20 protein-coding genes are annotated in these 19,432 nt (G+C 67.5%); 14 read left to right on the top strand and 6 right to left on the bottom strand.

Translation table 11 applies throughout. From position 1 onward, the window contains the following. Positions 1-34 precede the first annotated feature (34 nt). The 9 genes from AC6CH2_RS09475 (at position 35) to AC6CH2_RS09435 (ending at position 6,574) form a co-directional block, all read left to right on the top strand. Positions 35-754, top strand: coding sequence for a CPBP family intramembrane glutamic endopeptidase (locus AC6CH2_RS09475; protein WP_498269008.1), 720 nt, complete (start codon positions 35-37; stop codon positions 752-754). A 67-nt stretch (positions 755-821) separates the two neighbouring features. After that, the gene (locus AC6CH2_RS09470) at positions 822-1,625 is read left to right on the top strand and encodes a M48 family metallopeptidase (RefSeq protein ID WP_498269007.1); all 804 of its coding nucleotides are present in this window, start codon (positions 822-824) and stop codon (positions 1,623-1,625) included. A gap of 136 nt (positions 1,626-1,761) precedes the next feature. Further along, positions 1,762-2,979: a tetratricopeptide repeat protein gene (locus tag AC6CH2_RS09465; RefSeq protein ID WP_498269006.1), complete on the top strand. Its 1,218-nt coding sequence runs from the start codon at positions 1,762-1,764 to the stop codon at positions 2,977-2,979. 146 nt (positions 2,980-3,125) lie between these two features. Then, positions 3,126-3,806, top strand: coding sequence for an energy transducer TonB (locus AC6CH2_RS09460; RefSeq protein ID WP_036149770.1), 681 nt, complete (start codon positions 3,126-3,128; stop codon positions 3,804-3,806). Between the two features lie 90 nt (positions 3,807-3,896). Further along, positions 3,897-4,646 (top strand): MotA/TolQ/ExbB proton channel family protein, encoded by a 750-nt coding sequence (locus tag AC6CH2_RS09455; RefSeq protein WP_031374035.1) that lies wholly within the window; start codon positions 3,897-3,899, stop codon positions 4,644-4,646. Positions 4,647-4,688: 42 nt separating this feature from the next. Then, positions 4,689-5,102 (top strand): ExbD/TolR family protein, encoded by a 414-nt coding sequence (locus AC6CH2_RS09450; RefSeq protein WP_435395723.1) that lies wholly within the window; start codon positions 4,689-4,691, stop codon positions 5,100-5,102. Positions 5,103-5,117: 15 nt separating this feature from the next. Continuing rightward, positions 5,118-5,531 carry an ExbD/TolR family protein gene (locus AC6CH2_RS09445; RefSeq protein WP_057916050.1) on the top strand — a complete coding sequence of 138 codons (414 nt, stop codon included), beginning with the start codon at positions 5,118-5,120 and terminating at the stop codon, positions 5,529-5,531. A gap of 144 nt (positions 5,532-5,675) precedes the next feature. Beyond that, the gene (locus tag AC6CH2_RS09440) at positions 5,676-6,080 is read left to right on the top strand and encodes an ExbD/TolR family protein (protein WP_498269005.1); all 405 of its coding nucleotides are present in this window, start codon (positions 5,676-5,678) and stop codon (positions 6,078-6,080) included. Positions 6,081-6,421: 341 nt separating this feature from the next. Further along, complete coding sequence (locus AC6CH2_RS09435) at positions 6,422-6,574, top strand: hypothetical protein (RefSeq protein WP_498269004.1); 153 nt, start codon at positions 6,422-6,424, stop codon at positions 6,572-6,574. 953 nt (positions 6,575-7,527) lie between these two features. On the opposite strand, the gene AC6CH2_RS09430 is transcribed toward AC6CH2_RS09435, so the two are convergent. The 3 genes from AC6CH2_RS09430 to cls form a co-directional block, all read right to left on the bottom strand. Next, on the bottom strand, positions 7,528-8,283 hold the full coding sequence (locus tag AC6CH2_RS09430; protein ID WP_498269003.1) for a pyridoxine 5'-phosphate synthase: 756 nt from the start codon (positions 8,281-8,283) through the stop codon (positions 7,528-7,530). 118 nt (positions 8,284-8,401) lie between these two features. Continuing rightward, on the bottom strand, positions 8,402-8,665 hold the full coding sequence (locus tag AC6CH2_RS09425) for a hypothetical protein (RefSeq protein WP_435395726.1): 264 nt from the start codon (positions 8,663-8,665) through the stop codon (positions 8,402-8,404). A 150-nt stretch (positions 8,666-8,815) separates the two neighbouring features. After that, positions 8,816-10,267: a cardiolipin synthase gene (gene cls, locus AC6CH2_RS09420; protein ID WP_498269002.1), complete on the bottom strand. Its 1,452-nt coding sequence runs from the start codon at positions 10,265-10,267 to the stop codon at positions 8,816-8,818. Positions 10,268-10,444: 177 nt separating this feature from the next. Here cls and AC6CH2_RS09415 point away from each other — a divergent pair, with 177 nt between their 5' ends. The 3 genes from AC6CH2_RS09415 (at position 10,445) to AC6CH2_RS09405 (ending at position 13,407) form a co-directional block, all read left to right on the top strand. Further along, on the top strand, positions 10,445-11,179 hold the full coding sequence (locus AC6CH2_RS09415) for an SIMPL domain-containing protein (protein WP_498269001.1): 735 nt from the start codon (positions 10,445-10,447) through the stop codon (positions 11,177-11,179). A 126-nt stretch (positions 11,180-11,305) separates the two neighbouring features. Beyond that, positions 11,306-12,409, top strand: a complete 1,104-nt coding sequence (locus tag AC6CH2_RS09410) for a PA0069 family radical SAM protein (RefSeq protein WP_498269000.1) — start codon at positions 11,306-11,308, stop codon at positions 12,407-12,409. 290 nt (positions 12,410-12,699) lie between these two features. Then, a complete protein-coding gene (locus AC6CH2_RS09405) occupies positions 12,700-13,407 on the top strand; it encodes a lysozyme inhibitor LprI family protein (protein ID WP_498268999.1) in 708 nt (235 codons plus the stop codon). A gap of 944 nt (positions 13,408-14,351) precedes the next feature. On the opposite strand, the gene AC6CH2_RS09400 is transcribed toward AC6CH2_RS09405, so the two are convergent. Together AC6CH2_RS09400 and AC6CH2_RS09395 are read right to left on the bottom strand one after the other, a co-directional pair. Next, positions 14,352-14,570, bottom strand: coding sequence for a hypothetical protein (locus AC6CH2_RS09400; RefSeq protein ID WP_498268998.1), 219 nt, complete (start codon positions 14,568-14,570; stop codon positions 14,352-14,354). 333 nt (positions 14,571-14,903) lie between these two features. Next, complete coding sequence (locus AC6CH2_RS09395; RefSeq protein WP_498268997.1) at positions 14,904-16,703, bottom strand: SLC13 family permease; 1,800 nt, start codon at positions 16,701-16,703, stop codon at positions 14,904-14,906. Positions 16,704-16,825: 122 nt separating this feature from the next. Between AC6CH2_RS09395 and AC6CH2_RS09390 the strand changes: the two genes are divergently transcribed. After that, the gene (locus tag AC6CH2_RS09390) at positions 16,826-18,016 is read left to right on the top strand and encodes a sensor histidine kinase (RefSeq protein WP_498268996.1); all 1,191 of its coding nucleotides are present in this window, start codon (positions 16,826-16,828) and stop codon (positions 18,014-18,016) included. After that, positions 18,009-18,443, top strand: coding sequence for a response regulator (locus AC6CH2_RS09385; RefSeq protein WP_031374300.1), 435 nt, complete (start codon positions 18,009-18,011; stop codon positions 18,441-18,443). Before AC6CH2_RS09390 ends, AC6CH2_RS09385 begins: the two co-directional genes overlap by 8 nt. A 202-nt stretch (positions 18,444-18,645) precedes the next feature. Here the strand turns inward: AC6CH2_RS09385 and AC6CH2_RS09380 are convergent, their stop codons facing one another. Next, positions 18,646-19,362 (bottom strand): 2OG-Fe(II) oxygenase, encoded by a 717-nt coding sequence (locus tag AC6CH2_RS09380; protein ID WP_498268995.1) that lies wholly within the window; start codon positions 19,360-19,362, stop codon positions 18,646-18,648. Between the last annotated feature and the right edge of the window lie 70 nt (positions 19,363-19,432).

Genomic DNA, 19,432 nt, shown 5'->3' with positions numbered 1-19,432 from the left:
GTCGCCCTCGCAGGCGGCGACGCGCGGCAGATGGTTGGGCAGCGTCGCCGGCTTCGCGATCGACCTGCTGCTGTCGGTGGTGTTGCTCGCCGCCTTCGTCATGCTCGGCGGCCTGCTGTGGGGCGTCGCGCACGGCCTGCGCGGCGTCCCGGTCGAACTGGACGCCGGGTCCGACGCGATGATCGCGATCACCCTGGTCGGCACCGGCCTGGCCGCACTGACGGTCTACCTGCTGCGTCGCCGCGCGACGCGCGAGGAATGCGCGGCCTCGTGGCGCGCCCTGTGGCGCAAGTCGACCTGGATTGCGATCCTCGTCGCGCTGCTCGCGACCATGGGTTTCAGCATGCTGGTCGGCCTGCTCGCGCAGCAGCTGCAGATAGAGATGAGCCCGAGCAATCTGGTGCTCAGCGAAGCGGTCGCCCAACACCCCGCGTTGTTGCTGATCTTCGCCGTGCTGATCGCGCCGGGCTACGAAGAACTGCTGTTCCGGCGGGTGCTGTTCGGCCGCTTGTGGGCGGCGGGACGGCCCGGGCTCGGCTTGGCGCTGAGTTCGATCGCGTTCGCACTGGTCCATGAGCCGCCCGGCCTCGGCGCCAGCCAGGGCTGGAACATGCTGCTGCTGTGGGCCGTGTACGCCTTCATGGGCGCGGTTTTCGCCACCGTCTACCGGCGCACCGGCACCCTGTGGGCGGCCTATGCGGCGCACGCGCTCAACAACCTGGTGGCCGGCGCGGCGCTTTTTGCAAGCCTTTGAGGCCCCCTCGTTGACGAAGTATTAATCCAGGCGGCGCTACAAAGTTGGTTCGTTCTGGGGAATCGTCATGAAACGCATCCTGCTTGCGCTTTCGGTCGCCACCGTGGTGGCTGCCTGCGCCACCACGACCTCGCCAACCGGGCGGACCCAGCACATCGGCGCGGTGTCGCAGGACCAGCTCGACTTGATGGGCGCCAAGGCCTTCGAGGAGGCGAAGAGCAAGCAGCGCCTGAGCACCGATTCGCGCCAGAACGCCTACGTGCGCTGTGTGGTCAGTTCGATCACCCGACAGCTGCCGCAGGGCTGGCAGGCCAACTGGGACGTGGCCGTGTTCGCCGACAATTCGCCCAATGCCTTTGCCCTTCCTGGCGGCAAGGTCGGCGTCAACACCGGCATCTTCACCGTCGCCAAGAACCAGGACCAGCTCGCGGCGGTGATCGCCCACGAGATCGGCCACGTGGTCTCGCGCCATCACGACGAACGCATCACCCGGCAGATGAGCGCCCAGGTCGGCCTCGGCATCCTCGGCAGCCTGGTCGGCTCGCGCTACGGCGAAGGCGCGGTCAGCGCCACCAATCAGCTCGGCGGCGCGGCCCTGCAGACCGCCTTCCTGCTGCCGGGCTCGCGCACCCAGGAGAGCGAGGCCGACGTGGTCGGCCAGCGGCTGATGGCCCAGGCCGGCTACGACCCCCGCCAAGCGGTGAATCTGTGGCAGAACATGATCGCCGCGAGCGCCTCGCGGCCGCCGCAATGGCTCTCCACTCACCCCGATCCGCAATCGCGCATCCAGGAGCTGAACGCTCGCGCCGGGGCCTTGATTCCCACCTTCGAGCAGGCCCGCGCCTCCGGCCGTACGCCGAAGTGTGGATGAAATCCAGGTGAAAATGGCTGTCTTAACCCGTATCGCGCGGCCCCAAGTTTCTGTTAGCGTGACGGCCCCTTGGCCTTGCGCCGTTCCGCCACAAGGCCACCCGCCTGCGGCCGCTGAGTCTCTCTGAGGTGAGTACATGAGCAAGCAACCCACCCGCCGTAGCACCCTGCTGGCCGCCGCGATCGGCGTGACGCTGGTCTTCGGCGCAGTCTCCCAGGTCAACGCGCAGAGCATGGCCGAGCGCAATGCGCAGCGCCGCGCCAACAAGGAAGCCAGCAAGGGCACCGCCGCCAAGGCCGAGAACCAGTTCCCGAACGCGACGCGCACCGCGCCGGACGCGAAGGCATCGTCGAAGGGCGGCGCCAAGCTGCAGAAGATGATGGAGTTCTACGACAAGGAGAAGGCCGCCGAAGCGCGCGCCGTCGCCGACGAAATCATCGCCAACACCGCGTTCAACGCTTACGAGCGTTCGTTCGCCGCGCAGATCGGCGCCCAACTCGCCTACGACGGCGACGACAGCAAGGCCGCGATCGCCTATCTCAAGCAAGCGCTGGAATTCAACGGCCTGGACAACAACGGCCACTTCGGCGCGATGTTCATGATGGCCCAGCTGCAGTTGCAGGAAGACCAGTACGCCGATTCGCTGGCGACGGCCGACCGTTTCCTGGCCGAGACCAAGAGCACCAAGCCCGAGCACCTGATCGTGCGCGGCAATGCTCTGTATCGCCTGGAGCGCTACGCCGACGCCGCCAAGGCGATCAAGGAAGCCATCGACGCCTCGCCCGAGCCGAAGGTCGAATGGCAGCAGCTGCTGATGGCCAGCTACATTGAGAACAACCAGGGCGCCGAAGCGGCCAAGATCGCCGAGGCGATCGCCGCCAAGACCCCGAACGACAAGCGCGCCCAGATGAACGTCGCCGCGGTGTATTCGCAGGCCGACATGCTCGACAAGGCCGCGGTCGTGCTGGAAAAGGTGCGCGCCGCCGGTCAGTTCACCGACGACAAGGATTACCGCCAGCTCTATGCCACCTATCTGAATCTGGATGGTAAGGAGAAGGAAGCGGCCGGCGTGATCACCGAGGGCCTCGAGAAGGGCGTCCTCAAGCCGGACTACCAGGCCTACGTGGCCCTGGCCCAGTCCTATTACTTCTCCGATCAGACTGCGAAGTCGATCGACGCGTACAAGAAAGCGGCTCCGCTCGCACCGGACGGTGAGACGTACCTCAATCTCGCCCGTGTCCTGTGGCAGGAAGACCGCATTCCCGAGGCAAAGGAAGCCGCCAAGCAGGCGATAGCGAAGGGCGTAAAAAAGCCCGACGACGCCAACAAGATTCTCGCGCTGAAAGGCAAGTAATTCGGCAAAGAGAAGCCCAACCGCGCTTGGAACCTGTGACGCGGTTTGGTATATGCTAGGAGGTTCGCGCGACTGGAAACGGTTGCAGGAACCGAACGATGGCCCGAGGCGCCCTGGCGTCCGGAAACACCTCCCGAGCTGACGGCATGACGCAAGACCTCGAACTCCAAGTTAGGAAAGATGACAACGACCGCGAAGGGTTGAACTGGGCACGTATTGCCGGTATCACCTGCGCGATCGCTGTGCATGCCGCGGCGCTCCTGTTGTTGCTGGCCCCAATGACGCCACCTGCCCAGCAGCAGGACGAAGAGCAGGTGACGATGGTCAACATCATCAAGCCTCCGCCGCCGCCCCCGCCGCCGCCGCCGCCGCCGCCGGAACCGCCCAAGGAGCTCAAGCAGCCTCCGAAGGAACTGTCCCCGCCGCGACCGACCCCGACTCCCCCGCCGCCGGACCAGCCGCCGGTCGAGAATCTGGACCCGAGTCCGATCGACCCGCCTGCGCCGCCGCCGGCTCCGCCTGCGCCGCCGACGGCCGCCAGCGACATCGGCTCCAGCGTCGACCCGTCCTCGCGTCGCCTGAATCCGCCGAAGTACCCGCCGACCGAAGCCCGCCAGGGCGTGGGCGGTACCGTAGTCCTGGTCATCAGCATCGACGCCCAGGGCAACGTCATGGACGTGCAGGTCGAAAAATCCAGCCGTAACCGCAACCTGGATCGCGCGGCCATGGACGCTGCCCGCAAGTGGCGCTTCAACCCTGAAGTGCGCAACGGCCAACCGGTCGCCAGCCGCGTCCGCGTTCCCGTCGATTTCGTCCCGCCGACCTGATCGGGGTCGGCGCGACTGTTGTCCCGCCTGATGAACACCGCTACTTCGTAATACCTTCTTTCCTTTCCACGACATTCAAAGGTAAGCGTCATGCTGCAGCAAACCACCACCGCCGCCGCCGGAGGCTCCAACGCTGAAGCGCTTCAGCAGATGAGCTTTTCGCATCTGTTGCAGAACTTCGACCTCGTCGGCTGGATCGTGTTCATCACGCTCACGCTGATGTCGGTTCTGTCGGTCTACTGGATCGTCATCAATTTCGTTAAGAATCTGCGCCTGCGCGGCTCTTCCGACCGCGTCGTCAGCACGTTCTGGGAAACCCCGAACGCACAGGACGCGATCCGCTACATGGAAGAACAGTCGCGCAGCGAACCGTTCTCCAAGATCGCCCTCGACGCCGCCCAGGCCGCCGCTCACCACCAGCGCCACGAAGGTTCGCGCCTGGTCGAGTCGCTGAACCGCTCGGAGTTCGTCGATCGCGCCCTGCGTCAGGCCGTGACCCGCGAGAGCTCGCGTCTGGAAGCCGGTCTGACCGTGCTCGCCACCGTCGGCTCGACCGCTCCGTTCGTCGGTCTGCTCGGTACGGTCTGGGGCATCTACCACGCCCTGCTCCGCCTCGGCGCCAGCGGCGAGTCCTCGATCCAGGCCGTTGCCGGCCCGGTGGGCGAAGCGCTGATCATGACCGCGATCGGTCTGTTCGTCGCGATCCCGGCCGTGCTCGCGTACAACTTCTTCGTGCGTCTGAACCGTGTCACGAACAACAAGTTCGACACCTTCGCCCACGACCTGCACGACTTCTTCGCCACCGGCTCGCGCGTCGGCGAACTGTCGAACAAGCGCTAATCAACACTGACGCCTCTCATTTAGCGTAGTTGGAGTTCGGACATGGCCTTCAGTACAGGCAACGACAACGGCCCCATGGCCACCATCAACGTCACGCCCCTCGTGGACGTGATGCTGGTGCTGCTGATCATCTTCATGATCACCGCGCCGCTGATGACCCATAAGGTCGAGATCAAGCTGCCCGAAGCCACTCTCACCAAGACGGAGGAGCCGCCCAAGACTCCGCCGATTACCTTGGCGATCCAGGAGAGCGGCTCGCTGTACTGGAACGACGAGCCGGTTACCCGCGACCAGCTGGAGAGCCGTCTTTCGGTTGAAGCGCAGAAGACCCCGCAGCCGCAGATCAACGTCCGCGGTGACCGCACCACGAAGTACCGCGTGGTCAATGAAGTGGTGACGATTGCGCAGAGGCAGGGCATGCGCAAGGTCGGCTTCATCGCGATCAAAGAACGTTAATCGGAGACCGAGCACATGGCTTTCAGCAACAACTCCGATAGCGGCGCGATCTCCGACATCAACGTGACCCCGCTGGTCGACGTGCTGTTGGTGCTGCTGATCATCTTCATGGTCACCGCGCCCACGGTGTCTTACCCGATCGACGTCAACCTGCCGCAACCGACGTTGAACCCGCCGCCCCAGACGCAGGAACCGCCGCCGCCGATCGCGCTGCGGATCGATGCGACTGGCCAGGTGTTCTGGAACGACAACCCCACGCCGCTGCAGGCGATCCCGGGGATGATGAAGGAAACGGTTCAACGCGATCCCACCAATCAACCTCTGCTAGAAATCGACACCAACGAAGACGCCGAATACGGCATCCTCGCCAAGGTGCTGGCTTACGCCAAAAACGCAGACATGAAAAAGATCGGTTTCGTGCAGAAGTAATTCTTGCGAAACCGACGCTTACCGTCGTGAGAACGCCGCCCACCGGGCGGCGTTTTTTTATCCGCGACCGCCCCCCCTCTTGCGCGGCGAACTGTGACGGGCTTAACGTCAAGCCGGGCGTCCCGCCCCAGGATGGAGGTGCTTATGGCCGGCTCCGCTTATTCCGCTCCCGCTTACCGCAACGGCGAGGTCGTCGCCGAAATCAACGTCACGCCCCTGGTCGACGTGCTGCTGGTGCTGCTGATCATCTTCATGGTCACCGCACCGGTGCTGACCGGCCAATTGGACCTGAGCCTGCCGGTTCCTCACGACGAACCGGTGCCGGTGGCGCCGAAAGCGATCCTGCTCGTCGAGCAGAACGGCAGCTTCGAACTCGACGGCCGCAGCCTGTCGGCCGGCGAGTTGCCGGCCGCGCTGAAGGCCCTGGCGCAGGCCTCGCCGGACACCGTGCTCGAAGTCGGCGCGAACGCCGATGCGGACTACCAGGGATTCGCCCATGCGATCTCCGCAGCGCGCGACAGCGGCCTGAGCAATATCTCGACGCGTTGAGGATTGCGCGCGCATCGATCGTTCGCGTCGATCGACCCGAGACGGCCGTCCGCAGGGCGGCCGGCTCGTTCTGTACGTGGTCGCCGCCCTCGGCGCATCAGGGTATCCATGCCGGTTTCGCGCCGAGCTCTTGGAGTAGGAGCGGCGCAAGCCGCAACTGCCACACCTCGATTTCGCGACGATTCTGATTCGTAGGTCCTGTAGGAGCGAGGTAAGTCGCGACCACGTCGCCTCAATCTCGCGGCGTTGCCGACGGTACCCCGTCAGGGTAGGAGCGAGGCAAGGCGCGACCGCGTACCCTCATTCTCGCGGCGCAGCCGGGATGTCTTTGCAGGAGCGGCGTGAGCCGCGACAGCGCAGCTGGCGGTTACGGCGCCTCTCGCCGCAAAGCGATGAAGCAACATCGATTGCAAAGCTTCCGTCCGCTGACACGACCGGGTTACTTTCTTTTGCTGGCCCAAAAGAAAGATAACCAAAGAAAAGGCCTTCCTTGACGAAACCCCCTGCGAGTTCGATGCGTCCGCGGGAAAACGGCGCACGTCCTGTGCGCCGCCCTCCGGGTCTCCAGGTGCTCCCGCAGATCGGAGCTGCGCCAAGCTTTTCTAAGGCAACGGTAACGGCCGACGTGTTGCCTCTGCTCAAGGGTAGGAGCGGCGCAAGCCGCGACCGCGCAACCGGGACCGCCTGCGCCGCCAGCCGCAGATACGTGGTCGCGGCTTGCCTCGCTCCTACGGGGATGGTGACGTCGCGTACGTCCGCGGCCTTTGCTTTGGCTGTGCGTCGTCTCGCACTCGCGAAGGTAACGGAAGACCCGGAGGGCGGCGCGCAGGGGACGCGCGCCGTTTTTCATCGGGACAGGGATGTCCCGTATGAAAAATCCCCGCGAATGCATCGCTCGTGCGGGCCTGTGATTCAAAACAAAGCCACTTCTTTGGTTGCCTTTCTTTTGTTGCTTCAGACAAAAGAAAGTAACCCGCCGCTTTAGTGGCGGAAGCTTTGGGTTTGATCTTGATCTTGATCTTGACCTGATCCAGGTCCTGATCTTTCGTGACCGATGCGCCGCAAGACCGGCGCAGCGATGTCGCGGCTTGCGCCGCTCCTACCCGGCATAAGCACACCGCTTCGGCGAACGGCGACGGCCTCGCTATCTCTGCGCGTCCCCTGGTCGCGGCTCACGCCGCTCCTACAGGGATGGCGTCGCCGCTATCCGATTTCCTGTTCGTGGCCTTGGCTTTGCGTCGCCTGGGACTCGCGAAGGCCCTAGAAGACCCGGAGGGCGGCGCGCAGGGGATGCGCGCCGTTTTTCATCGGGACAGGGATGTCCCGCACGTAGATCCCCGCGGATGCATCGCTCGTGCGGGCTGGTGATTCGAAGAAAAGCAACTTCTTTGGTTGCCTTTCTTTTGCTCCTACCCCGGCGCGAATGCGCCGCTTCGATACAAACGACTCAACGCGCCCTCGCGATCACATCCAGATACCCACGCACCGTCGCGTCCAGCCCTTGGTACAAGGCTTCGCCGATCAGGGCGTGGCCGATCGAGACTTCGAGGACGTTCGGGACGCCGCGCAGGAAGGCGCCCAGATTGCCCTGGCTGAGGTCGTGGCCGGCGTTGACGCCGAGGCCCGCGGCTTGGGCCCGGCGGGCGGCGGCTGCGAAGATCTGCAGAGTGCTGTCGAGGTCGCCCCCGTCGAAGGCTTCGGCGTAAGGACCGGTGTACAGCTCGACCCGCGCGGCGCCGAGGTCGGCGGCGCGCTCGATGCCGTCGCGGTCGGCGTCGGCGAACACGCTGACGCGGCATCCAAGCTCGGCCAGTCCGGCGATCAAGGGGCGCAGCCGTTCGCCGTCGCGCTCGAAGTCGAAGCCGTGGTCGGAGGTGAGTTGATCGTCGCCGTCGGGCACCAGGGTGACCTGGGCCGGCAGCGTCTCTCGGCACAGGGCCAGCAGGCCGGGATAGCCTTCGCGCGGCGGTGCGAAGGGATTGCCTTCGATGTTGAATTCGACGCCGCGCGCGCGGGTCAGTTCGGACAAGGCATAGACATCGTCGGTGCGGATATGCCGCGCATCGGGACGCGGGTGCACGGTGATGCCATGGGCGCCGGCATCGAGGCAGGCCTGCGCGGCGCGGCGCACATCGGGCTCGCTGCCGCCGCGCGAGTTGCGCAGCACGGCGATCTTGTTGACGTTGACACTGAGGGCGGTCATGACGCAAAGCCTAACGCGCCGCGCCGGGCACGGCGAGTGGTCGGGCGTTGCGCGCTAACGCCCGACGCCGCCGAGCCGGCGCGGGCCGGACTCGCGGCGCGGTGCGGTGCGGCGGCGATCAGTTCGGCGAGGTTTCCGACTGCGACGACGCGGCCAGCTTGCGCGCCTCGGCCTGTTCGCGCAGGCGGCGCAGTTCCATCGGGTCGACGATCGAGGACACGTCGCGGCTGGTGTTGTCCAGGCGCCGCGCGAGCAAGCTCATGACGCCGGCGAGCATGAACCCGAGCGCGGCCAACAGGCTGACGGCCAGGATCCCCGGCGAAGTGGTTTTCAGCGCCAGCACGAAGGCGGCGGCGGCCAGCAGCAGGTAAACCCAAGGCATTGCGGCGTGCTCCCTGACGTAAAAGCCCGGTCCCGGTCCGGTGGCGGGCCGGAACGGATGGACCCGGCCGGGTCCAGGCCGAGTGTAGCGCGCGCACCCGCCGTGGCGGCAGCTGGGGCCGCCGGCGGATGCGACCGGCGGCACAAACCGCTAGAGCAACGGCGAGACCAGCCGCGCCAGGGCCTCCGGCAGGCGCGAGCGCCACAGCGAGCGCTCCCGGTCCGGGCGCACCCGAGGTGCGCGCGAGCACTCTTCCTGAATCAGGGTCGCCAGCTCGCCGGCGAGCTGCTCGTCGTAGAACAGCACCGAAATCTCGAAGTTCAGGCGGAAGCTGCGGTGATCGAAGTTGGCGCTGCCGATGATCGCCATCTTGTCGTCGCACAGCAGCGCCTTGCTGTGCAGCATGCGCGGGCCGTACTCGTGGATCTTGACCCCGGCGTCGAGCAGTTCGTCGAAGTAGGAACGCGCCGCGTAGGTCACCAGGCGGCTGTCGCTGAGCTTGGGCACCAGCAGGCGCACGTCGAGACCGCCGAGCGCGGCCGAGGTCAGGGCCATGCGCGCGGCCTCGCTGGGCACGAAATAAGGCGTGACCAGCCAGACCCGGCGCTGCGCGGCGTGGATCGCGCCGACGTGGACGCGATGGATCGTCTCCCACGGCGAATCCGGCCCGGAGGTGACCACCTGCGAGGCGACGTGCCCGGGCCGCGGCGGCGGATGCCGCAGTTTCAACGGCGGCTGGCCGGTGGCGTAGCACCAGTCCTCGGTGAAGACCAGTTCGAGCTCGCGCACCACGTCGCCTTCCAGGCGCAGGTGCAGATCGCGATAGGCGTCCTCGCGCAGCCGCTCGTCTTCCTCGTCGGTGATGTTGATGCCGCCGGTATAGCCGACCAGGCCATCGATGATGACGATCTTGCGGTGGGTGCGCAGGTTGAGCCACGGCCGGCGCCAGAACCAGCGCAGCCGCATCGGATGGAACCAGGCCACTTCGGCGCCGGCGTCGAGCAGGGGCTTGATGAAGCGGCGCGAGGTCTGGCCGGAGCCGACCGCGTCCATCAGCAGCCGCACCTTGACCCCGGCGCGGGCGCGCTCGATCAGCGCGTCGCGCAGCGTGGTGCCGGTGCGATCGGGCAGATAGATGTAGTACTCCAAGTGGATGTGCTCGCGCGCCCGGGCGATATCGGCCAGCAAGGCGGCGTACTTGGCGCCGCCGTCGATCAGCAGGCGCACGTCGGTCGCGGTGGTCGGCGGCAGGCCGGTGGTGGCCTGGCCGAGCCGGGCCAGTTCGATCGCTTCCGGCGACGGCGCCAGTCCGTCCGGAGGCGCCGGCAGCGAGGCGCGCGCACGCACCCGGCGCAGGCGCTGGCGGTGGATGCGCAGCGGGCCGAAGAAGTAATAGATCAAAAAGCCGATGTAGGGCAGCGCCGCGAGGCTGATCAGCCAGCTGATCGTCGCCACCGGCTCGCGCTTCTGCAGCACGATCCAGAAGCTCAGCCCGAGCAGGTACACCGCCCAGCCGGCGGTCAGGTACAGGCCGAGGTGGGGAATGGCGAGCAGGTCTCGCCAAAGGTCGGTCAGCAGGTCCAGCACGTTGGGCGACTCCATCGATGCAGCGGCGCCACCGGTACGGCGGTGCGGCGCCTAGGCTAGCCCGCCGGCCCGGGCCGGCATAGCCCGCGTGAGCGCCGCATCGCCGGCCGGCCGCCGCTGCCGGCGAAGACCGGCGGCGATCCGCCGACGTAGGATGCGGCTTCGCCCGCCCGAACCACAGGAAGGACTCCCATGATCCACCGGTTCCTCATCGCCGCCCTGCTCGTATTGCCCTCGACCCAGGCGTTCGCAGCCTCCGAGCCGCGAAGCATCAACGTATCGGGTTCGGCCGAGATCAAGGTCGTGCCGGACCTGATCCTGCTCGACGTCGGGGTCGAGTCGCGCCACGCCCAGCTCGACCAGGCCAAGCGCAGCAACGACGAGAACCTCGCCAAGGCCCTGGCCTTCCTCAAGCGCAGCGGCGTGCCCGACAAGGACGTGCAGACCGACTTCATCAGCATCGAGCCGAGTTACCAGTACGACTACTCGTCCACCAAGCCGCAGATCTACATCGTGCGCAAGAGCATCGGCATCAGGCTGACCCGGATCGGCGAGCTGGAGAACGTGTTGACCGGGCTGTTGTCCAGCGGCGTGCAGTACGTCCACGGCATCGAATTCCGCACCTCGCAGCTGCGCAAGCATCGCGACGCCGCGCGGGCCCTGGCGATCCAGGCGGCGAAGGAAAAAGCCGATGCGCTGGCCGCCGAGCTCGGAGTGCGCCGTGGGCCGGTGCTGAACGTGTCCGAGTCGTACGCCGGCGGCTGGTGGCGCAGCGGCAGCCGCTGGGGCGGCGGCATGAGCGGCGGCCAGATGGTGCAGAACGTCATGCAGAACAGCGGCGGCGGCGAAGCGGCCGACGGCGGGACGATCTCGGTCGGCCAGATCAGCGTAAGCGCCTCGGTCAGCACCAGCTTCGCGATCGACTGAGCCCGTTGCGCCGCGGCGGGGTTGAAGCGCCGGCAGGCCTGTTCAGCTTGCTGACGAGGCCCGGACGCAACCGAGCGATCCAGGCGCGTCGCGAAACCTGCGACGCGCCCGGCGTAGCCTGCGCGGATGGACGCCGCACGCAAAGCCCAGCTCTCGATCCAGCCCAGCGCATTCAAGGGACGCGGCGCGGCGTCCTACGTGGCCGGGCGCTACGCCGTCACCACCGTGCAGGGCGAGGACGACGGCTGGGGCTCGCTGTACGGCGAGGCCGACGCGGACTCGCGGCCGGACACCCAGGTGCGCGAGGAAACCGCGCGCAGCATCATCACCCGCAACGATTCGCCGGATGTCGGCTTCAGCCAGTCGATCAATCCCTATCGCGGTTGCGAACACGGCTGCGTGTATTGCTTCGCGCGGCCCTCGCACGCCTATCTGGAGCTGTCGCCGGGCCTCGACTTCGAGACCCGGCTGTTCGCCAAGGTCAACGCCGCCGAGCGCCTGCAGAACGAACTCGCCCGCCCCGGTTACCAGTGCTCGCCGATCGCGCTAGGCATCAATACCGATGCCTACCAGCCGATCGAACGCCGCTACCGCATCACCCGAGGAGTGATGGAAGTGCTCGACGCCTGCTCGCACCCTTTCAGCATGATCACCAAGAACGCCTCGATCGTGCGCGACGTCGAAGTGCTGGCGTCGATGGCGCGGCGGCGCCTGGTCTCGGTGTACTTCTCGGTCACCACCCTGGACAACCAGCTGTCGGCGAAAATGGAGCCGCGCGCCTCGGCGCCGCATTCGCGGCTCAAGGCCATGCGCACCCTGGCCGAGGCCGGCGTGCCGGTCGGGGTGATGGTCGCGCCGACGATTCCGATGATCAACGACGGCGAGCTCGAGCAGATCCTCGCCGCCGCGCACGAGGCCGGCGCGCGCGCCGCCGGCTACGTGCTGTTGCGCCTGCCCCACGAACTCAAGCAGGTCTGGCGCGACTGGCTGCAGTTGCACTACCCCGACCGCGCCGCGCACGTCATGAGCCTGATCCAGCAGATGCGCGGCGGCAAGGACTACGACAGCGCCTTCGGCAAGCGCATGCGCGGCGAAGGCCCGTTCGCTCAGCTGATCGGGCAACGCTTCCAGAAAGCCTGGCGCAAGCATGGCTACGGGCGCTTGCCGGCGCTGGACACCAGCCAGTTCGTGCCTCCGCGCAAGCCGACCCCGCAGCTGGATTTGTTCTGACCGCGATGCGCTGAGTCGTTCGCGGCAGCGGGGCGTCGCAGCCGTTGCCGGTGCTGGCCGGCCTGTCCGGCGGCAGCGCACGAGCCAAGTGCTGGCGGATATCGGCGCTGTCGCTGTGCCCCGGGGTTCGTTGCCATCGTGCGCCGAAGCCGCTGGATCGCACGTTGACGGGAGTGTCCTGGCGCTTGGGCTGGCGAGCCTCGTGTAGACGGTCGACAATGTCCGTACGCCTTACCGAAAGCAGGGTAAGCGAGCATTGCTCAGCCCCGCGCAGCCAAGGACCCGCCGCCGTGACCGTCCCCGCCCTCGCCTCTTCCGTCCTGCTGGCCGTGTCGCTCGCGCTGCCGGCTTCGGCGCTCGCATCCACCCCCGCACCGGCGAAACCCTCGTTCGATTGCGCCAAGGCCGCGGCACCGGTGGAGAAGGCGATCTGCAGGGACGCCGGCCTGGCGCGCGCGGACGCCGCGGTCGGCCGCGCCTACGAGCGCCTGCGCAAGTCGCTCGATGCCCAGTCCGCGAAAGCACTGCGCGAAGACCAGCGCTGGTTCGTCGGCGTGCGCGATGCGGCCTACGCCGCCGCCGCGCCGGCGAGCCGGACGCAATCGCTGAAGGCCTTGCTCGACGATCGCGCCCGCGCGCTGTCGCAGATCCGCGGCAACCCGCCGCCCGGCGTGGTCGGACGTTGGCGCAATGTCGCCGGCGGCGTCGACGTGGCCGATGATGGCGCAGGCCGGCTGACGGTCGAAGCCAACGCCGCGCACCCTCTCGACGGACGTTGGCTTTGCGACACCGCCGGCAGCGGGCGCGTCGTCGGCGCGGAGTTGAAAGTGCAGGTCGACGACGACCGGGGCAGCTCCCTGAAGCTGACCCGCGAAGGCGCCGCCCTGCGTGTGCAGGCCCTGGACGCGGACGGCAAACCGCTGCGGGGCCCCGAGTACTGCGGCCTCAACGGCAGCGTCGATGGTATTTACTTCGCGGTGTCGCCGGACGCCGGATAAGCGGTCGATGGCGCTGCGGATACGGTTTCGCATTGCCGACGCGAGAAGAGGCAGGTTCTAATGCAGGAGCGATGCAAGTCGCGACCGCGCAGTCGCCCGTACCTGCGCAGCCGGCCGCCAGCCCGCGGTCGCAGCTCACGCAGCTCCTACAGAGACCTCGAAGCTCCGACCGAGGCCAGAGGTCCTTTTGCAGGAGCGACGTGAGTCGCGACCGCGCAGTCGCCCGTACCTGCGCAGCCGGCCGCCAGCCCGCGGTCGCAGCTCACGCAGCTCCTACAGAGACCTCGAAGCTCCGACCGAGGTCAGAAGTCCTTTTGCAGGGGCGACGTGAGTCGCGACCGCGCAGTCGCCCGTACCTGCGCAGCCGGCCGCCAGCCCGCGGTCGCAGCTCACGCAGCTCCTACAGAGACCTCGAAGCTCCGACCGAGGCCAGAGTCCTTTTGCAGGAGCGACGTGAGTCGCGACCGCGCAGTCGCCCGCACCTGCGCAGCCGGCCGCCAGCCCGCGGTCGCAGCTCACGCAGCTCCTACAGAGACCTGGAAGCTCCGACTGAGGCCAGAGGTCCTTTTGCAGGAGCGACGTGAGTCGCGACCGCGCAGTCGCCCGTACCTGCGCAGCCGGCCGCCAGCCCGCGGTCGCAGCTCACGCAGCTCCTACAGAGACCTCGAAGCTCCGACCGAGGCCGGAGGTCCTTTTGCAGGAGCGACGTGAGTCGCGACCGCGCAGTCGCCCGTACCTGCGCAGCCGGCCGCCAGCCCGCGGTCGCAGCTCACGCAGCTCCTACAAAGGACTTCGAAGCGCCGAATGAGGCCTGGGGTAGGAGCGACGCAAGTCGCGACCGCGCAGTGACCCGCCACCTGCGCCGCTGACCGTCATCCGTGGTCGCAGCTCACGCGTTCCTACCACTGACCTCGGGTTGCGGAAGCGACCGAAGACGCGAAGGCTCAGCGTCGCGGCGCCGGCATGATGTGCGACAGGTAGATGCGGCTGTCTTCGAAGATGCGGATCGCGACCGGCAGGCCGAGCTGCATGGTCAGGTGGAAGGCCTCGGTCTTGGCCGCATGGGAGGCCTGGATGGCATCGCTGAAGTGTTCGTCGGCGACGTCGCACGACAGTCGGCGGCCTTGATAGTCGGATTCGCTCAGTTGCACCGTGTAACGCATGACCGTGCCTGGATTCGGAGGAATCGAAAGGAAGAAGGGCCCCGGCCCAGCTGGACCGCTTGCTCAAGGCGGCGAACTAGTCCTTTGCTGAGCGGCGTCCTTGCCAACGCACTCGTCGCGCTGCCGGGGCCTGGCTAAGTTGAGGCAAGCTGTGACCGATTGCTCTCAGTGGACCGCCGAACGTGGGGTAGGAAATTCCCTACCCGCCATCGCGAGCCGATCGCGACTCCCGCCGGTAAGACCACATCCAACGCTGAAACGTTTCGTCGACACGATCGAACGATGCGGCCGCCGCGCCCCGCGATCACGACGCGACGAAGCGACATGAGGCCGTCAGGACGACAGCGGCCACAACGGCCCGCCCAGCCACAGCCACCGTGCCATCCAGGCGCTGACCAGCGCGATCATCGCGGTCAACGGCAGACCGATGCGCAGGAAGTCGTTGAAGCGGTACTGGCCCGGGCCGAGGATCAGCAGGTTGCCGTGATGGCCGATCGGGGTCAGGAAGGCGGCGACCGCGCCGAGCGCGGTGCAGACCACGAACGGGGTCGGCGGCAGGCCGAGCGACTGCGCCAGGGAGATCGCGATGGGACCGAGCAGCACGGTGGTGGCGGCGTCGGACAAAATCTGGGTCAGCAAGGCGGCGGAGGCGAACATGACCAGCAGGACCGCCAGCGGCGACCAGCCCGAGACCACGTGCAACAAACCCTGCGCGAGGAGCTGCGCGGTGCCGGTCTGTTCCATCGCCACGCCGAGCGGGATCACCCCGGCGATCATCACGAAGATGCGCACGTCGATCTCGCGGTAGGCCTGTTCGACATCGACGCAGCGCGTGGCCACCATCGCCACCGCGCCGAGCAGGAACGCCAGCGACGCCGGCAGCCATTCGGTGGCCGCGGCGATCACGGTCGCGGCGAGGATCGCCAGCGCCAGCGGCGCGCGGATGCGCCGGCGCGCTTCGCCGGCGAACGGCACCAGCATCAGAAAACCGTGGTGCGCGGCCAGTTCGGCGAACCGCGAGGGCCGGCCCCACAGCACCAGCAGGTCGCCCTCGCGCAGGCGCGCGTCCGACAGCCGCGGCGCGACCGCGCCCTGGCGACGCCACAGGCCGGCGATGACGGCGTGGAAACGGCGCGCGAAATCGAGTTCGCGCACGCTGCGCCCGATGAATTCCGAGCCGGGCGCGACCACCGCCTGCACCAGTTGCGGCTCGCCGTCGCCCTCGATGCCGCCGCCGAAGCGCGCGATCGCGTTGAGATCGAGTCCGCTGTCGTCGTGCAGCGAGGCCAACGCGTCGGCCGAAGCCTCGACCAGCAGGATGTCGCCGCTGATCAGCGGGCTGCCCGGGCCGAGGTCCTGGCGGCGCTGGCCGTTGCGCAGCCAGCCGGTGAGGACGAATCGGTCGCCGAGCGCCTTCTGCAATTCGGCCAGCGGCCGGGTGCTCCAGCGCGAGCCTTCGACGATCAGCAGCTCGGTGCGGTAACGGTCCAGGCGCAGATAGCCGTCGTCGCCGTGCTCGCCGCCACGCTTGGGCAACAGCCAGCGCGTGGCGAGCATGTAGATCATCCCCAGCGCCACCAGGGCCAGGCCGATCGGAGTGATCGAGAAGATGCCCAGGCCCGGCGCGCCGGTGCGTTCGATCAGGTTGTCGGCGAGCAGGAAGGCCGGCGCGCTGACCAGGGTCAGGGTGGTGCCGAGCGAGGCGGCGAACGACATCGGCATCAGCAGGCGCGAGGTCGACAGCCCGCGCGCCTTGGCGAAGCGGGTCAGGATCGGCAGCATCATCGCCGTGACCATGACATGGTGGGTGAACGAGGACAGCGCCGCGACCGCCGGCATGGTCACCGCTATCGCGCGGGTCTCGCTCTTGCCGGAGGCGTCGCCGATCCATTGGCCCAGGCGCTCGGTGATGCCGGTCGCGGCCAGGCCCCCGGAGATCACGAACACCGCCGCGACGATGATCGCCGGTTCGCTGGCGAAGCCCGACAAGGCCTGCTTGGCGTCGAGCACGCCGGTCAGCACCAGCGCCAGCAGGGTCAGCATGGCGGTCACATCGACCCGCAGGCGCTCGCTGATGAACAAATACAGCGCTGCGCCCAGGATCAGCAGGAAGGCGATCTGAGGGAAATCCATGCCGGCATTGTGCTCGACTTGGCTGTGTGGGCGCCGTATTCGGCCGTCCACCGTGCCGTCACGAGCCGGGCGGATACACTCCCCGGTCACATAATCCGCCGAAGCCCCCTGCCCCAGCACCGATGAGTCTCCCGCGCGCCACGCCCGCCGCCGCCCATGCCACCGCCGCAGTGGCCTCCAAGATCGGCGACGACCGTTTCCGGCAGGCCATGGCCGCCTCGAACATCGGCATGGCGATCGTCTCGACCGAGGGGATCTGGCTGGAAACCAACCCGGCGTTGTGCGCGATGCTCGGTTACCGCGAAGACGAGCTGCGCGGGCATCACTACAGCGAAGTGACCCACCCCGACGACCTGGCGATCAGCAACAACCTGGTCAGCGCGCTGGTCAACGGCAGCCTGGCCTCGGTCGACGAACACAAGCGCTACGTGCACCGCGACGGCAGCGAGGTCTGGGTGCAGCTCAACATCGCGGTGATGCGCGACGAGTCCGGCGCCCCGCAATATTTCATCTCGCACATGCGCGACATCCGCGGCGAGCGCGAAGCCGGCATCGCCCTGAGCGCGCGCATCGAGGAACGCGGCGCTGCGCTCGATGCCTCCAACCGGCAGTTGCAGCTGTTCGCCGATGCGGTCGCCCACGACCTGCGTGCGCCGCTGCGCTCGATCGAAAGTTTCTCGGCCCTGCTGAGCGAACGCGCGATGGAGCGCTTGAACGAGACCGACCGCGATTACCTGGGGCGCATCCGCGCCGCGGCCTCGCGCATGACCGGCTTGCTCGCCGCGCTGACCGAGTTGTCGCACGTGACCCGCGCCGAGATGCGGACGGCGCCGGTCGACCTGAGCCTGCTCGCCGACTGGGTCGGCGCCGAGCTGCAGGACGCCGATCCGCGCCATCGCGGCGAAATCGCCGTCCAGCCCGGCTTGCAGGTCGAAGGCGACGAGCGCCTGCTCAAGCTGATGCTGAACCAGCTGATGCACAACGCCTGGAAGTTCTCCTGCGAACGCGAAGGCCAGGTCGAGCCGGTGCGCATCGAGGTCGCCGGCGAAACCGTCGCGGGCCGTCTGCAGCTGAGCATCCGCGACCACGGCTCCGGTTTTGACATGCGATATGCTCACAAACTGTTCGAGCCCTTCCAGCGCCTGCACGGGCCGGACCAGGGCGGCGGTCACGGCCTGGGCCTGGCGATCGCGCGCCGCGTGGCCGAGCGCCACCGCGGCGAGCTGCGTGCGCATTCGCAGCCCGGGGCGGGCAGTACTTTCATAGTGGAGTTGCCCGTCGCTGCGGCGGGCGAGGAAAACACAGATGCATAAGGAAATCCTGCTGGTCGAGGACAATCCCGACGACGTCGAGCTGACCCGGCTCGCCTTCGACGAGGCCAAGATCGCCAACAGGCTGGTGGTGATGGGCGACGGCGCCGAGGCGCTGGACTACCTGTTCGCCCGCGGCCGCTATTCCGATCGCGACCCCAACGATCTGCCGTCGATCGTCCTGCTCGACCTGAACCTGCCGAAGGTCGACGGCCGCGAAGTGCTGCAGGCGATCCGCGCCCACGAGCCCACCCGCACCCTGCCGGTGGTGGTGCTGACCACCAGCACCGAGCCCTTCGACGTCGAGGCGAGCTACGCGCTCGGGGTCAACAGCTACATCCAGAAGCCGGTGGATTTCGAGCAATTCGTCTGGGCGGTCAAGCAGGTCGGCTTGTACTGGCTGGTGCTGAACCACCCGCGCAATCCCTGATTCGGCGGCTGGTCGTTGGCAGCCGACAACACATCCCCCGGGCCCCTCTCAGAGGGGGAACAGCGAAGGGCTTCGAACCTGTACCAAGCTTGCCGCATCATTCGCGCCCTTTGACGAAGGGGGGCGGGCGCCTGCGTTCGACGCAGGCCCGCGTCGTGGTCGCGCAGGGGAACCGGCTACGCAGCTGCCTCGCCTCGAGCGCTCAGCGCCCGCCGAACAACTGCTCGGCGCGCTGGAACAGGATCCAGCTGGTCGCGATGTACTTGTCGCCGCCCTTGGGCCGGTTGCCCCGATGGGTGTGGGTGAACGCGGCCGGCGCGATCAGCAGGTCGCCGGCACGCGGCACGATCTTGCGGCGCTGATACAGGAATTCGGTCTCGCCTTCCTCGAAGCCGTCGTTGAGGTAGATCGTCCACAGCACGTGCCGATGCAGGGTTTCGCCGCCCGGGTCGCGCGGATACAGCTCGCAATGCCAGTACGGGTAACCGCCGCGGTCGGCGGTGTAGCGCTGCAGGTTGATCGAGCCCGGGCGGAACACGGTCTGGGCGATCGGCGCCAGCGCATTGTCGTCCATCTCGGCCATGCGCTCGGGGGTGAGGCGGTGACGCTTGCCGTCGGCCGAGGGCGCTTCCAGCATCAGCGGCGCGATCATCGTGTGCGGGTAACGGCGCAGGTAGCTCAGCAGGCCGCGGAACACCGCCAGATTCAGGGCGATCTCGACGTCCTTCCAGCCTTCGCGCCCGGTGATGGTCAGGTCTCGGCTGTCCTTGAGGTCCGGCAACACGCCGCCGCCGACCCGGCCCGGCTCGCTGTCGCGGCTGGCGTCGAACCGGCGCCGCAGGTCCGCGCATTGCTCGCGCGTCAGGGCCCCGGGATAGACCTCGATGAAATCGTCCGGGGCGTCGATCGTCGGTGACATGGCGGGAAAGGCAGGCGCGGGAAGGCGGTCATCCTCGCACGCGAGGCGCGTTGCAAAAAGGCGACGGCGT

The organism is Lysobacter sp. GQ73, assembly GCF_059758755.1.
The sequence above is the reverse complement of the archived record's forward strand: the minus strand, read 5'-3'. Positions and strand labels throughout refer to the sequence as shown.

What these genes read in the sequence shown, in the direction of transcription:
- AC6CH2_RS09470 (WP_498269007.1), top strand. Translation starts at nt 822, where the DNA reads ATGAAACGCATCCTGCTTGCGCTTTCGGTCGCCACCGTGGTGGCTGCC.
- AC6CH2_RS09465 (WP_498269006.1), top strand. Translation starts at nt 1,762, where the DNA reads ATGAGCAAGCAACCCACCCGCCGTAGCACCCTGCTGGCCGCCGCGATC.
- AC6CH2_RS09460 (WP_036149770.1), top strand. Translation starts at nt 3,126, where the DNA reads ATGACGCAAGACCTCGAACTCCAAGTTAGGAAAGATGACAACGACCGC.
- AC6CH2_RS09455 (WP_031374035.1), top strand. Translation starts at nt 3,897, where the DNA reads ATGCTGCAGCAAACCACCACCGCCGCCGCCGGAGGCTCCAACGCTGAA.
- AC6CH2_RS09450 (WP_435395723.1), top strand. Translation starts at nt 4,689, where the DNA reads ATGGCCTTCAGTACAGGCAACGACAACGGCCCCATGGCCACCATCAAC.
- AC6CH2_RS09445 (WP_057916050.1), top strand. Translation starts at nt 5,118, where the DNA reads ATGGCTTTCAGCAACAACTCCGATAGCGGCGCGATCTCCGACATCAAC.
- AC6CH2_RS09440 (WP_498269005.1), top strand. Translation starts at nt 5,676, where the DNA reads ATGGCCGGCTCCGCTTATTCCGCTCCCGCTTACCGCAACGGCGAGGTC.
- AC6CH2_RS09430 (WP_498269003.1), bottom strand. Translation starts at nt 8,283, where the DNA reads ATGACCGCCCTCAGTGTCAACGTCAACAAGATCGCCGTGCTGCGCAAC.
- AC6CH2_RS09425 (WP_435395726.1), bottom strand. Translation starts at nt 8,665, where the DNA reads ATGCCTTGGGTTTACCTGCTGCTGGCCGCCGCCGCCTTCGTGCTGGCG.
- cls (WP_498269002.1), bottom strand. Translation starts at nt 10,267, where the DNA reads ATGGAGTCGCCCAACGTGCTGGACCTGCTGACCGACCTTTGGCGAGAC.
- AC6CH2_RS09415 (WP_498269001.1), top strand. Translation starts at nt 10,445, where the DNA reads ATGATCCACCGGTTCCTCATCGCCGCCCTGCTCGTATTGCCCTCGACC.
- AC6CH2_RS09410 (WP_498269000.1), top strand. Translation starts at nt 11,306, where the DNA reads ATGGACGCCGCACGCAAAGCCCAGCTCTCGATCCAGCCCAGCGCATTC.
- AC6CH2_RS09400 (WP_498268998.1), bottom strand. Translation starts at nt 14,570, where the DNA reads ATGCGTTACACGGTGCAACTGAGCGAATCCGACTATCAAGGCCGCCGA.
- AC6CH2_RS09395 (WP_498268997.1), bottom strand. Translation starts at nt 16,703, where the DNA reads ATGGATTTCCCTCAGATCGCCTTCCTGCTGATCCTGGGCGCAGCGCTG.
- AC6CH2_RS09390 (WP_498268996.1), top strand. Translation starts at nt 16,826, where the DNA reads ATGAGTCTCCCGCGCGCCACGCCCGCCGCCGCCCATGCCACCGCCGCA.
- AC6CH2_RS09385 (WP_031374300.1), top strand. Translation starts at nt 18,009, where the DNA reads ATGCATAAGGAAATCCTGCTGGTCGAGGACAATCCCGACGACGTCGAG.
- AC6CH2_RS09380 (WP_498268995.1), bottom strand. Translation starts at nt 19,362, where the DNA reads ATGTCACCGACGATCGACGCCCCGGACGATTTCATCGAGGTCTATCCC.